We start from the raw sequence: 13,179 nt of genomic DNA, 5'->3' as shown, positions 1-13,179 counted from the left end.
GCAAGAGGCTATTTCTATTAATAGCTCTTGCCTTTTTGTGTTACTCGCTCCAGTTTTTTTTAAGATTTATCCATAAGCCTTCGATGCTGAAGAAGCATTCTTATATAATAAGCAATACTAATTAGCAGCAGTCCGGAGCTCGCATACAATAAATAATATTGATTTAAATAGAAACTGACATAGATAAGGATACAGCTTAACAGACATAGAAGAAATGCATCTCTTTTCCTTGAAACGACCATTTCGTGTTTCATCTTTATTATTTCATTTGTTCGTTTCCATTCACGATATTTTCTTGGCTCTTCTAATGCTTGTTGAAGCTGATTTGGCAATGATACGAGCGGTTTTAAGGAAGACTTGGCAAAATTCACTACAGTTTCTTTCGCGCCTTCTGAATTCTCCTTCAACCATCTCGTCAGCATCGGCTTGCTCATTTCTAATAAGTCCATTTCAGGATCAAGACTATAAAGAATACCAATAAAGGTCGAAATAGCCCGTCCCAAAAAGGCATATTCGCTTGGTAATTGAATCGGCTGATTATTAACCAGTTTTTCAATATCATTCATGATTTCTTCTACGACTCTTGTGTCATTTGCCTTTAACCCGTTATCGCTGTAAGTTTCAATTAACATTCTCAGAACTCGCTCAATCTCTTCCTTATCAGCATGCGGCAGCAAAAATCTCATGCCTTCAATTCCATCAACGACTTTTTTATAATCCTTTAATAGGATTCCAATCACAATATCCCGGATATACATGGCATCCCTTTTCCGGATGACTCCAATCATACCAAAATCAATTAAAACAATCGTTCCATCTGCCTTTACCATAATATTCCCTGGATGAGGGTCTGCATGAAACTTCCCTTCATTTAAAAGCTGACCAAGAAAGCTTTCTAGTAACACATTTGATATTTTATATTTATTAATATGGTGCTTTTCCAAAAATGCCAAATCATTAATCCTGTTCCCTTCCTTCCATTCCATGACCAAAACTCGCTTCGTGGAATACTCAGGATAATAATCGGGAATTTCAAGCCCTGGAAAATCTTCATATTTTTTCTGGAAATAAAGACCGTTCTCAAGCTCAAGGTGGAAATTTAACTCATCACCAATGGTTCTGACAAATTCTCGATAGAATAAGCTGAGGTCCATTGAATTCTCTAGTTTTGTAAAACGCCTAGCAAGCCAAAGTACAATCCTAACCGCTCTGAAATCACTATAAATAATCTCGCCAATTTTCGGACGCTGTATTTTCACGGCAACTTCTTCACCTGAATGCAAGGTTCCCCGGTATACTTCACCGATAGACGCTGATGCAATCGGTTTGGCACTTATTTCGTGAAGTACTTCACTATAGGGCTTATTCCATTCATCCTCGATCACTTTTTTCGACTTCTCCCATGGTACCGACGGAACTTGATCCAGCAGGTCGGTTAACTCCTTTATATAAATGTCAGGCATAATATCCTTACGAGTACTTAAATATTGACCAAGCTTAATCATAACTCCTTCTAGATACAAGGCTTTCTCTTTGTACCGATGTGCTTGTCTGCGAAGCAGTTCCTCCCACTGCTGTTCTACTTTGTCATTCCAATTTCCGCGATGTCTTTTCTTAAAAAAGACAATTTCTATAAAGATTCTCACTGCCAACCATACAATGGTGTAAATTCTATAGAGGGAGAAATACTTCATGATAAAACAAACCCCTTTTCAAAGTGATGTCCCTTACATTGTATATCATTCGACTTCTATTCGCATTTCTCACTCTTACCATTCTTTATCTTTTTCATCGTTTTCATTCTAAAATGACCATATTCTTGTCACTTTTTATTCGTTTTTTATGCTGTGCTGACAAATCATGTTGATTAAGTCAGATTTTTGACTCATCCGTGGGAAATGGACACTTCTCACGCCTTTCAGCTGTGCTGAAAGGTTGCTGCAGGGGTATGAAGTGACAGGAGAAAAATCATTTTCTCCTGTCACTTCATACCCCTGCAGCTTTAGATGAGTAAAAAATCAATCATGTTAATAAACAAAGCTTATTTTTACGAATAATATCTTTTGACAAAGAAGAGGAATTATCATAGTATTTGGTTAAAGTATATTTAAATAATCAAATATATAAATATTTAATAAGGGAGATAAGTAAAAGATGGTCCGAAAATTTCTTTTTGACGAGAGATTTCATCATTACAGTTGGCATTCTTTACAGAAGGATCTTATTTCGGGAATAATTGTAGGGATTATTGCCATCCCTCTTGGAATGGCCTTTTCCATCGCTTCCGGAGTAAAGCCTGAATACGGTATCTATACAACGATTATTGCTGGAATTTTAATTTCACTTTTTGGAGGTTCAAAATTTCAAATAGGCGGTCCAACTGGTGCTTTCATCCCTATCCTCTTTGGTATTGTCATGTCCTATGGCTACGAAAATCTTCTTGTTGCCGGGATCATGGCAGGCTTTATCTTAGTTCTAATGGGCCTCTTCAAGCTAGGCTCACTCATTAAGTACATTCCTCGTCCAGTCACCATTGGTTTTACAGCAGGGATTGCTGTTACCATTTTCACGGGACAGATTGCTAGTTTCCTAGGTTTAACTGGAATTGAAAAGAAAGAAAGCTTTATTGAAAATATGTCGGAAATCTTCCGCCAAATAGATACTGTTAATAGTTACAGCATCTTAACAGCAGTCATTTGTTTAATTACCATACTTCTAACGCCAAAATGGTTTCCAAAGGTACCCGGTCCTTTAATTGGGCTGCTCTTATCCACTCTCGCGGCAGTCTTCTTCTATCCTGGCCAAGTAGCTACGATTGGGACTGCTTACGGTGAAATTCCTAATACGCTGCCAAGTATATCTTTACCACAGGTGGATTTAGGTACGATACAGCAATTAATTGGGCCAGCTCTTGTCATTGCGCTGCTAGGCGGAATCGAGTCCCTTCTATCTGCTGTTGTAGCTGATGGAATGACTAGCACACGCCATAACAGCAATAAAGAGCTGGTTGGACAGGGAATTGCCAATATCATTACTCCCCTTTTTGGCGGAATTCCAGCTACCGGTGCGATTGCCAGAACCGCAGCCAATATTAAAAACGGAGCTGTCTCCCCGTTATCCGGGGTTATTCATGGAATCGTTGTCTTATTAATACTAATGATATTTGCACCTTTGGCATCCCATATTCCTCTTGCTAGCCTTGCACCTGTTTTGATGGTTGTGGCTTGGAATATGAGCGAGAGACATATCTTTTCCCATATATTAAAAACAAAAACCTCTGACTCTCTTGTTCTAGTTGTTACGTTTCTCTTAACCGTATTCGTTGATTTAACAACAGCCGTTGAGGTTGGTCTTTTATTAGCTGTCCTCTTGTTTACCAAACGAATGGTTGATGCTCAAGTAATCGCAAGAGCATTACCAAACTTGAATAAAGCCGGCAAAAAAGTTGAAACACAAATGGTATACGATGGGCATGATTGTCCTCAAATTACCATTGTTAATGTAGAGGGACCACTGTTTTTCGGGGTTGCTCAAACTTTCCAACAAACCATTATGAATACCATCAGCCATAAACCATCACTCTTGTTATTACGAATGGGAAAAGTTCCTTTTATCGATATTACAGGGGAAGCCACTCTTACTAGCATTGTTAAAGAGTTTTCTAAACATGGAACCATATTGGTCTCCGGCCTTAATGCCCAGCCTGAAGAAATGATAAAGAAAACTGGTTTATATGAATTAATTGGCGAAGAACATTGCTTCAAACATACCGGTGATGCCATTCAATTTGCGTTAAATCATGTCAATACAAGCAAGTGTCTTGGATGCAGCCAGTTCGCTTTTAGTGAATGCAGAAATCTTTCGAGTTCAAAAGAGTTGGTTGTTGAGCCCAAAAAGGTATATACTTCTATTAACTAAATAAAAAGGACGTTACTATTATAAAGCGTCCATCTCTTTAAGGAGCTGGATAAATTGAATTTAGAAATGCAACAATTTAAAGCGGAATTCTTTAAAGCCCTTGCCCATCCATTACGTATTAGAATTTTAGAGGTATTGTCAGAAGGAGATTTTGGTGTTAACGAAATTCAAAACGCAATTGGCAGTGAAGGATCGACGGTTTCCCAACAGCTAATGGTCTTAAGAACAAAAAACATTGTCGTCGGTACGAAAAATGGAAATCGAGTTATCTATTCATTACGAGACCCGTTAATCATTGATCTCCTTGTTGTAGCGAAACAAATCTTTAATAATCATTTAGTTGATACAATTAACATCTTAGATAAAATTGTTGATCAAGAAGAGGATACTATTGAAGAAGAATGATTAAGAAAAAAGGTTGAACAAAAAACGGCTGTTCAACCCTTTTTTATCTTGTTTGGTTTAATCATTTGTAAACATGTTAAAAATACCGCCAATACCGCCTTCACCTTTTGACGCTCCGCCGCTTTGCGGTGCAGCAGCAAACACACGGCTGGCCAATCGGCTGAATGGAAGAGATTGAATCCAAACAGATCCCGGGCCTCTTAGCGTGGCAAAGAATAACCCTTCACCGCCAAAAAGGGCTGTTTTCACTCCCTTTACCATTTCGATGTTATAATCAACCTCTCTTGTCATAGCTACTAAACATCCTGTATCCACACGAAGAACTTCTCCCGGAGCGAGATCCTTTTTAATAATGGTTCCTCCTGCGTGAATAAACGCCAGCCCATCACCTTCAAGCTTTTGCATAATAAAGCCTTCACCACCGAAGAATCCGGCGCCAATTTTCCGTTGAAATTCCACACCTACAGCCACACCCTTAGCAGCTGCAAGAAAGGCATCCTTTTGACAAATAATTTTTCCGCCAAGCTCACTTAAATCCATTGGAATGATTTTACCAGGATACGGAGAGGCAAAGGAAACATGCTTCTTCCCGCTGCCTTCATTCGTAAATGTTGTCATGAACAAGCTTTCACCAGTGATTACACGTTTTCCGGCACTGAACAGCTTGCCCATCAGTCCTCCGCCTCCGCCTGAGCCGTCGCCGAAAATCGTTTCCATACGTATTCCGTCTTCCATCATCATCAAGCCGCCTGCTTCAGCAATAACCGTTTCACCTGGGTCCAACTCAACTTCCACAAACTGCATATCATCACCGTAGAGCTTGTAATCAATTTCATGATTATTCATCAAAGTTCCTCCTGACCAAAATTAATATTCAGACATCATTCTATTTTACCATTCATTTTCCACATAAAGGATATTTAAATTCTATTTCTATCGATATATACCGTTCAATCATGCAAAAAGTTTCACTTTTTTCATTTTTTCCTTTTTAAGAGGGGATTAACCCATATTCTGTTTCTCTGTCATTAATAAGAAAATGAAAAAATATAATGTGAAAAGTACATTTAGAAAAGATGAGGAGTGAAAACTATGGATAAATATATAAATATGGCTGTCGATGCCGCTATCGACAATGTATCTGGCGATAAGGGAGGGCCATTTGGAGCAGTCGTAGTTAAAAATGGAACGGTGATTGGGGTTGGTAGAAATCAAGTTACTACTCTAAACGATCCCACTGCACACGCAGAAGTTCAGGCTATTAGAGAGGCTTGTCAATTTCTGAAATCCTTCCAGCTTGATGATTGTGAAATATATACGAGCTGTGAACCGTGTCCAATGTGCCTAGGAGCAATCTTTTGGGCACGACCAAAAGCTGTATACTATGCCTGCACGAAAGAGGACGCAGCAAAGGTTGGCTTTGATGATCAATTTATTTACGAACAGATTGCCCTCTCCCCTGATCAACGGTCAATCCCAATGAAGCAAATCTTTCCGAAACATGCAGAGTTACCTTTTCAAGCCTGGACGACATCACGTAATAAAATTAATTATTAGTATTTTTTAGAGCATCCTTCATGTCGGAGTTTTCGTAGACTCCTATCACTAATAAGAGATGGGGTAGATAAAAGTGGACGTTGAAAAATTAACAAAGAGAATTAGAGTAGCTGCAGGGGAAGAGCCTGCCGACCTTGTGATTAAGAATGGAAAAGTCATTGATGTTTTTAATGCCGAGATCATAGAAGGAGATGTTGCGATTGTTGATGGATATTTTGCGGGAGTTGGAACATACGCGGGTAAAGAGACTATCGATGCAAAAGGCTCTTATATCTCCCCAGGCTTCATAGAAGGCCATGTTCATATAGAATCCTCTATGATCACTCCTCAAGAATTTGCAAAGGTTCTTCTTTTACATGGAGTCACGACTGTCATCAATGACCCCCATGAAATCGCCAATGTTTCCGGTGTCAAAGGCATACAATATATGCTCGATTCCAGCGAAGGTCTGCCGGTTGATTTTCTATTTATGCTCCCTTCTTGTGTACCAGCAGCCCCTTTTGAGCACGCAGGTGCCGTACTAAATATAGAAGAACTAAGACCCTTTTTCCAACACCCAAGAGTGCTGGGATTAGCTGAAGTCATGAATTATCCTGCTGTTCGAGATTGTGAACAAAATATGATTAATAAACTAATTGAAACGGCTAGGTCTGGGAAGAAAATCGATGGTCATGGTGCAGGACTTTCAGCATCCAGCTTAAATATCTATATGTCAGCCGGGATCCGTACAGACCATGAGTGTACAACTGCCGAAGAGGCGAAAGCCAGGCTTCAAAAAGGAATGTATGTCATGATTCGTGAAGGAACAGTCGCGAAGGATTTACGCAGACTGATTAGCGTTGTTAATGAACGGAATTCACGCCGCTGCCTTTTCGTAACAGATGATAAGCATTTGGATGACATCATTGAGGAAGGAAGCATCGACTATAATGTCCATTTAGCGATTCAAGAAGGAATAGACCCTATTACAGCGATTCAAATGGCAACCATAAATACTGCCGAATGTTTTGGCTTGAGTGAGAAAGGAGCTATTGCCCCCGGCTATCAGGCTGACTTCCTGCTAATAGAAGATTTGGACTGCATAACTATTACACAGGTGTATAAAGACGGTCATGCAGTGATGGTGAACGGTGCATTAAAGGGATTTACTGAAACCGGGCTGGAAGTACCAGAAGAACTAAAGAAAACGGTGTTTTTCCATAACCTAGGTGCAAAGGATTTAGCTATCCCCTTGCAGCAAGCAAAGGCGAATATCATAGAGATTATTCCGAACAGTCTTTTAACCAATCATTTGATTGAGGAGGTCAACCTCAATGATACCGGGTGCTTCGAGCCCTCTATTGTAAAAGATCAGCTTAAACTTGTTGTCATAGAAAGACATAAACGAACCAAACTTGTTGGTGCCGGGATTGTGAAGGGCTTGGGGTTAAAATCGGGTGCCATTGCTACGACTGTTGCTCATGATTCACATAACCTCATTATTTGTGGAACAAATGACCATGATATACTTTTTGCCGCCCAAGAAATAAAAAACATGCAAGGCGGATTAATTGCTGTAAAAGACGGTGAAATTCTTGCCTCCCTAAAACTTCCTATTGCAGGATTAATTTCACTAGGAACTTACCAGGAGGTATATAAGGAACTGCAGAATCTGAATCAAGCTTTAAAAAGGCTTGGGGCCAGCGAGCATTTTAACCCATTTTTGACTTTGTCTTTCCTCGCTTTACCAGTCATTCCGGAGTTAAAGCTGACCGTTAAGGGACTATTCAGCGTTGGCCGATTTGAGCATATTGGGATTGAGTAGAATTATAACTATATCATCATTTAATCCGTTACACTGGAGGGGATTTCCCTCCTTTTTTTCTGCAAAAATCCTTATCTATTTCTGGAAAAATAGATAAGACTGTCAAAAAATGTTTCACATGAAACATTTTTTGACAGTCTTCGCTTCGATTCAATTCATTTTTACTTTTTGTCAATTCCCTATCCCCTTCGTCCGTTCCGTACAAGCCTTCATGGCTTCTAAAATTGCTGCCCTGAATTGGTTTTCTTCCAATGCCGCTACGGCTCGAATAGTCGAACCTCCTGGTGTGCAGACGTCATCCTTTAATGCACCGGGATGTTTCCCTGTCTCTAACACCATTTTTGCCGCTCCCAGCATTGCTTGAGCAGCCATACGATAGGCCTGTGCTCGGGGAATTCCGTCGCGGACACCGCCATCTGCCAGTGCTTCAATGAACATATATGCATATGCCGGTGAAGAACCGCTAATCGCAGGGACCGCATCCATAAGATTTTCATCTATCATTTCAGTTCTGCCGAAACTATTTAGTAACCTTTTTACAATCTCTAAGTCGGTTTCAGTCACAAAGCTGCTAATACTCATTGCAGTCATCCCTTCCCCAACTAATGAGGGCGTATTCGGCATCGTCCGTACAATCTTTACCTTCCTGCCGATTCCTTTTTCAATTTGTTCGATTGTTATTCCCGCTGCCATGGTGATGACCACAACGTCTTCCTTCAAGCTCCCTTTGATTTCAGATAGAACTTTATCATGAGAGGATGGATGAACGGCTAGAAACAGAAGATCAGACCATTCCGCTACCTCTTGATTATGAAGACTGCCCTGCACTTTATAACACTCTTTCACTTCCAAAAGGGTCGATTCTCTCCCAGTACTTACCATAATATTGTTATGTTCCACAATATCGGCCTTCAGCATCCCTGCCATAATGGCACGCCCCATCTTACCACAGCCAATAAACCCAATATTTTTGTTCATTTTCTTCACTTCCTCTTCGCATTCGGTCACTATCCACATCATAGCAAATACAGAAGGTGGAGAAAATGTTTCCTCTTTGCTACAATCAAGAAACATCATTTTTTCAGGAGTGTTAGCCATGGAACCATTACCATTTGAATTTTTTAAAAAGCCTACACTTGACCTTGCAAAAGAACTACTTGGATGTCTGCTTATGAAAGAAACCTCTGAAGGTGTTGCTTCCGGCTATATTGTGGAAACGGAAGCCTATATGGGACCGGAAGACAGAGCCGCACATAGTTATGGAAATCGGCGTACGAAACGAACAGAAATCATGTTTGGTGAGGCAGGATTAGTGTATACGTATGTGATGCATACCCATACACTTGTGAATGTTGTAAGCGGACCACTGGACAAACCTGAGGCCATCTTAATCAGGGCAGTAGAACCTGTCCAAGGTTTGGAATTAATGAAGGAACGTCGAGGCATAGAGAACTTGAAAAATCTAACGAATGGACCAGGTAAATTAACAAAAGCACTCGGTATTACAATGGAGGATTATGGCCATTCCTTTACTCACCCGCCGTTGTATATAGCTGCTGGAAAATCCCCCGAAGACATTTCAGTCGGTCCTCGAATTGGAATTGATAACGCCGGTGAGGCTAAGGATTATCCATGGAGGTTTTGGGTAACAGGTAATTCCTTTGTTTCCCGACACCGTAAAAGTAACGCAAAATAACCATTCTATGCGGACTAGAATAGATTTTGATTAAAACAAAACCGCTTGTTATTATAACACCTGAGTTTGTACGACTAAACTTCTTTTTACATAGCATTAGTTACTTTTAAATACGAAAGGAGATTTCCCATGAATTTAGCGCTTTTTCCTAGAAAACGATATACGTCATCTTACACCCCCATCGAGAAATTAGAGAAATTCTCTGAAGCTCTCGGCGGACCCTCTATTTATATGAAACGCGATGACCAGCTTGGCCTGACTGCCGGTGGAAATAAAACAAGAAAATTAGAATTTCTTATGGCAGATGCTTTGAAGCATGGCGCAGATACTATTATTACTTGCGGCGGTATTCAGTCGAACCATTGCCGTTTAACATTAGCTGCTGCTGTAAAAGAGAATTTGAAATGCATTCTTGTTCTGGAAGAAGGTGTGGAAGAAAGTACGGAGCCCGATTTTAACGGCAACTATTTTCTCTATTATTTATTAGGTGCAGAAAATATTAAAATCGTTCCGAATGGATCGGATTTAATCAAAGAAATGCAAAGGATTGCCGAAGAGCTCTCAAAAGAAGGAAGACGTCCTTATCTAATTCCTGTAGGCGGCTCTAATGTGATTGGTGCAACTGGATATGCAGCCTGCGCGCAAGAGATTTTAACACAAATGTTTGATCAAGAATTACACTTTGATGCTGTGGTGTGTGTCAGTGGAAGCGGCGGAATGCAGGCCGGATTAATAACAGGATTTTATAGCAATCATAGCGGTATTCCTGTCATCGGGATAAATGTCAGCAGAGGAAAAGCGGCACAAGAGGAGAAGGTTTTTCAGCTTACTACTGAGCATGCTGCTCATCTTAGTCTACCGAACTCTATTAATCGTGATGCTGTCACATGCTTTGATGAATATGTCGGGCCTGGATACGCAATACCTACACCTGAAATGATAGAAGCAGTCAAGCTGATGGCCAGAACAGAGGGAATTTTGCTTGATCCAGTCTATACAGGCAAAGCGGCCGCAGGGCTGATAGATCTCATTCAACAAGGTCACTTTAACAAAGAAGATTCTATTTTATTTGTTCATTCCGGCGGCTCTCCTGCTTTATATGCGAATACCTCTCTGTTTCAATAAGAGTCTTTGTTAAAAATATGCAGTACTTACTGATGAAGGACATTTCATAGAGAATTTGTCTGGGTTTGTCCTTCATTAAGCTGCCTCCGAATTCCTGCCTACTCTTGTATCAGTCTCAAAAACTGCTTTGTCCTCTCTTCTTTCGGGTTCGTAAACATCTCATTAGGTTTGCTTTGTTCCACAATCACGCCCCCCTCCATAAAGATGACTTCATCTGCCACTTCCTTGGCAAAGCGCATTTCATGAGTAACCACAATCATCGTCATCCCTTCCCGTGCAAGGTCCTTCATGACTTTTAACACTTCACCAACAAGCTCAGGGTCAAGTGCAGAGGTTGGTTCATCAAATAACATCACCTTTGGCTCCATTGCTAAAGCACGAGCAATTCCTACCCGTTGCTGCTGACCGCCCGATAACTGAAACGGATAATAATCAAGCTTGTCACCCAGTCCAACCTTTGACAGCAGTTCTTCTGCTCTTTTTCTGACGGTATCTTTCGACTCCTTTTTTACCGTAATTGGTCCTTCCATGACATTTTCAAGTGCTGTCTTGTGGGGAAACAAATTATAGTTTTGGAAAACCATACCGGTTAAACTCCGAAAAAGAGGGACCTTTTTCTTCGGTACTTTCTGGGAAAAATCAAGGGCTTGATTTTCAATTGAAATACTGCCTTTTGTCGGGATTTCCAGCACATTCATGCATCTAAGAAAGGTCGTTTTCCCAGAACCGGATGGTCCAATTAAAACCACGACTTTCCCCTTCCCCACTTCTAAATCAATTCCCTTTAATACTTCCAATTCACCAAAGCGTTTATGTAAATTCTTTATCGTGATCATGGACTAACTCCTTATTCAAAATGCTTCCGCAAATATTACTTTGCCACATAACGGTCAAATCGGCTTTCAAGTCTGCCTTGTACAATGGATAACAGAAAACAAATCACCCAATAAATAAGAGCTGCCTCTGAATATAAAAGTAAAAATTCATAATTTGTAGCAGCAATTTCTTGGGCTCTTCTGAACATTTCTGTCACAAGAATCATCGCTGCCAGCGAAGTATCCTTCACCAAACTGATAAATGAATTAGAAAGCGGAGGAATCGATACTCGTGATGCCTGCGGGAGAATAATTCGTTTTAACGCCTGGGTATAAGACATACCAATGGAATATGCGGCTTCCCATTGTCCCTTGGGAATGGAAACAATCGCTGCCCGTATAATCTCTGACGCATAGGCCCCCACACTTAATGAAAATCCAATGACTGCCGATGGAAATGGGTCTATGATAATGCCAATTGTCGGAAGTCCATAGAATAGAATAAATAATTGCACTAGTAAAGGCGTTCCTCTTATCGCTGACACATAGACTCTTGCAATCATTTGCAGTATTTTAATAGAAGATAAACGCGCAAGTGCCGTTAAAACAGCTAGCAGTAGTCCGATGATAAACGTTATGACGGTTAACGGAATCGTATAAAGCACGGCTCCCTCCAGCAGCGGCTGAAGGGAATTTTTTGCAATTTCAATTAGTCTGGCAGTACGATCCTGATCCATCATAATATTATTTAAGTACATTTTCACCAAACCATTTCTCAGATATTTTTTCGTACGTCCCGTCATCAATCATTTCCTGCAGAGCTTTATTCACGGCTTCTACAAGAGTCTCATTCCCCTTGCGGAACATGAGACCGCTTTGGCTTGCCTCTTCTCTCTCTGCCACTATTTTTACAGGAGCATCCGGCTGCTTTTTCTTGTAATCAAGAAAGGAGATATTATCGTTAATGGTTACATCTGCACGTTTTGAATTAATCAATTCAACTGACTGCATAAACCCTTCTACTCCAACAATTTCAGCCCCATATTCACGAGCAATATCGCCATAATTACTTGTCATTGATTGGGCTGCCCGTAACCCTTTTATATCCTCAAAGCTTTTTATGCTTTCATTCTCTTCATGAGTAATTAATACGGCCTTTGATGTAATATACGGATTGGAGAAATCATATTTTTCCTGGCGGTCCGGGCGAATTCCGACCTGATTAGCGACCATGTCAAAACGCTCGGCATCTAAGCCCGCAAACATGGCATCCCATTGTGTTTCTGAAAACTCAGCCTCCACACCCATTCGTTTAGCCACTTCTTTTGAAATCTCTACATCAAATCCGGTTAACTCCCCGCTTTCATCATGGAAAGTAAAAGGAGCATATGTACCTTCTGTTCCAACCGTAAGTTTGCCTTCGTCTTTGATTTTACCTAATAAATCATGTCCTTTCTCTTCATGTTCTTTATCGTCATGTTTCTCAGTCTCAGCTGCATTATTTTCCTCATTCTCCGGCTCGGCTTCATTCGTTCCACAAGCAAAAAGCATGATACTTAAGCTGAATAGAAGAATAAGGAATAAAGAATATTTCTTCATCTAAATACCTCCTGGTTATGATTGGTTTTATGGCCAATAATATTAGCTTTTAATAGGATTCTTAAAATAGTGCTGAATTATGCAACGATGGCATGAGACCCTTTCAATTAAATTTTTTTAATAAAATATTTTGAAGAGCTGATACTATAGACATAAAATGGCCAATTAAACAGATGATCCCTTTACTCCCTCCACCTTATTCCAAGTCAAAAAACCTACCCTTATTCGACTAATAGTGCTAAAATAATAAAAAGTTTAAA

The 13,179-nt window shown here is 40.2% G+C and carries 12 protein-coding genes; 6 read left to right on the top strand and 6 right to left on the bottom strand.

The window, feature by feature from the left end; translation table 11 throughout:
- Positions 1-59: 59 nt before the first annotated feature.
- A complete protein-coding gene (locus F4V44_RS21615; protein WP_150442080.1) occupies positions 60-1,694 on the bottom strand; it encodes an ABC1 kinase family protein in 1,635 nt (544 codons plus the stop codon).
- A 460-nt stretch (positions 1,695-2,154) separates the two neighbouring features.
- On the opposite strand from F4V44_RS21615, the gene F4V44_RS21610 reads away from it, so the two are divergent.
- Positions 2,155-3,918, top strand: a complete 1,764-nt coding sequence (locus tag F4V44_RS21610; RefSeq protein ID WP_150442079.1) for a SulP family inorganic anion transporter — start codon at positions 2,155-2,157, stop codon at positions 3,916-3,918.
- 54 nt (positions 3,919-3,972) lie between these two features.
- Positions 3,973-4,323: an ArsR/SmtB family transcription factor gene (locus F4V44_RS21605; RefSeq protein WP_150442078.1), complete on the top strand. Its 351-nt coding sequence runs from the start codon at positions 3,973-3,975 to the stop codon at positions 4,321-4,323.
- A gap of 57 nt (positions 4,324-4,380) precedes the next feature.
- Here F4V44_RS21605 and F4V44_RS21600 read toward each other — a convergent pair whose 3' ends face one another.
- Complete coding sequence (locus tag F4V44_RS21600) at positions 4,381-5,169, bottom strand: TIGR00266 family protein (RefSeq protein ID WP_150442077.1); 789 nt, start codon at positions 5,167-5,169, stop codon at positions 4,381-4,383.
- A gap of 246 nt (positions 5,170-5,415) precedes the next feature.
- On the opposite strand from F4V44_RS21600, the gene F4V44_RS21595 reads away from it, so the two are divergent.
- A complete protein-coding gene (locus tag F4V44_RS21595) occupies positions 5,416-5,880 on the top strand; it encodes a nucleoside deaminase (RefSeq protein WP_150442076.1) in 465 nt (154 codons plus the stop codon).
- Positions 5,881-5,947: 67 nt separating this feature from the next.
- Positions 5,948-7,684, top strand: coding sequence for an adenine deaminase (gene ade, locus F4V44_RS21590; protein ID WP_150442075.1), 1,737 nt, complete (start codon positions 5,948-5,950; stop codon positions 7,682-7,684).
- Positions 7,685-7,855: 171 nt separating this feature from the next.
- Here ade and proC read toward each other — a convergent pair whose 3' ends face one another.
- Positions 7,856-8,662 carry a pyrroline-5-carboxylate reductase gene (gene proC, locus F4V44_RS21585; protein ID WP_150442074.1) on the bottom strand — a complete coding sequence of 269 codons (807 nt, stop codon included), beginning with the start codon at positions 8,660-8,662 and terminating at the stop codon, positions 7,856-7,858.
- Between the two features lie 118 nt (positions 8,663-8,780).
- On the opposite strand from proC, the gene F4V44_RS21580 reads away from it, so the two are divergent.
- Both F4V44_RS21580 and F4V44_RS21575 read left to right on the top strand, forming a co-directional pair.
- Positions 8,781-9,380 (top strand): DNA-3-methyladenine glycosylase, encoded by a 600-nt coding sequence (locus F4V44_RS21580; protein ID WP_150442073.1) that lies wholly within the window; start codon positions 8,781-8,783, stop codon positions 9,378-9,380.
- Between the two features lie 129 nt (positions 9,381-9,509).
- Positions 9,510-10,505 carry a D-cysteate sulfo-lyase gene (locus tag F4V44_RS21575; RefSeq protein WP_150442072.1) on the top strand — a complete coding sequence of 332 codons (996 nt, stop codon included), beginning with the start codon at positions 9,510-9,512 and terminating at the stop codon, positions 10,503-10,505.
- 98 nt (positions 10,506-10,603) lie between these two features.
- On the opposite strand, the gene F4V44_RS21570 is transcribed toward F4V44_RS21575, so the two are convergent.
- The 3 genes from F4V44_RS21570 to F4V44_RS21560 are packed head-to-tail and all read right to left on the bottom strand — an operon-like array spanning position 10,604 to position 12,919.
- Positions 10,604-11,341: an amino acid ABC transporter ATP-binding protein gene (locus F4V44_RS21570; protein WP_150442071.1), complete on the bottom strand. Its 738-nt coding sequence runs from the start codon at positions 11,339-11,341 to the stop codon at positions 10,604-10,606.
- A gap of 35 nt (positions 11,342-11,376) precedes the next feature.
- Complete coding sequence (locus F4V44_RS21565) at positions 11,377-12,078, bottom strand: amino acid ABC transporter permease (RefSeq protein WP_150442070.1); 702 nt, start codon at positions 12,076-12,078, stop codon at positions 11,377-11,379.
- Positions 12,065-12,919: an amino acid ABC transporter substrate-binding protein gene (locus tag F4V44_RS21560; protein WP_150442069.1), complete on the bottom strand. Its 855-nt coding sequence runs from the start codon at positions 12,917-12,919 to the stop codon at positions 12,065-12,067. Before F4V44_RS21560 ends, F4V44_RS21565 begins: the two co-directional genes overlap by 14 nt.
- Between the last annotated feature and the right edge of the window lie 260 nt (positions 12,920-13,179).

The sequence above is a fragment of the Niallia endozanthoxylica genome (assembly GCF_008710145.1).
In the GTDB taxonomy this organism is placed as follows: domain Bacteria; phylum Bacillota; class Bacilli; order Bacillales; family Cytobacillaceae; genus Bacillus_BD; species Bacillus_BD endozanthoxylica.
Note: the sequence above shows the minus strand (reverse complement) of the source record. Positions and strands in the feature narration are given on the sequence as shown.

Coding starts and splice junctions, on each gene's coding strand:
- F4V44_RS21615 (WP_150442080.1), bottom strand. CDS start 1,694: ATGAAGTATTTCTCCCTCTATAGAATTTACACCATTGTATGGTTGGCA.
- F4V44_RS21610 (WP_150442079.1), top strand. CDS start 2,155: ATGGTCCGAAAATTTCTTTTTGACGAGAGATTTCATCATTACAGTTGG.
- F4V44_RS21600 (WP_150442077.1), bottom strand. CDS start 5,169: ATGAATAATCATGAAATTGATTACAAGCTCTACGGTGATGATATGCAG.
- F4V44_RS21595 (WP_150442076.1), top strand. CDS start 5,416: ATGGATAAATATATAAATATGGCTGTCGATGCCGCTATCGACAATGTA.
- proC (WP_150442074.1), bottom strand. CDS start 8,662: ATGAACAAAAATATTGGGTTTATTGGCTGTGGTAAGATGGGGCGTGCC.
- F4V44_RS21580 (WP_150442073.1), top strand. CDS start 8,781: ATGGAACCATTACCATTTGAATTTTTTAAAAAGCCTACACTTGACCTT.
- F4V44_RS21575 (WP_150442072.1), top strand. CDS start 9,510: ATGAATTTAGCGCTTTTTCCTAGAAAACGATATACGTCATCTTACACC.
- F4V44_RS21570 (WP_150442071.1), bottom strand. CDS start 11,341: ATGATCACGATAAAGAATTTACATAAACGCTTTGGTGAATTGGAAGTA.
- F4V44_RS21565 (WP_150442070.1), bottom strand. CDS start 12,078: ATGTACTTAAATAATATTATGATGGATCAGGATCGTACTGCCAGACTA.
- F4V44_RS21560 (WP_150442069.1), bottom strand. CDS start 12,919: ATGAAGAAATATTCTTTATTCCTTATTCTTCTATTCAGCTTAAGTATC.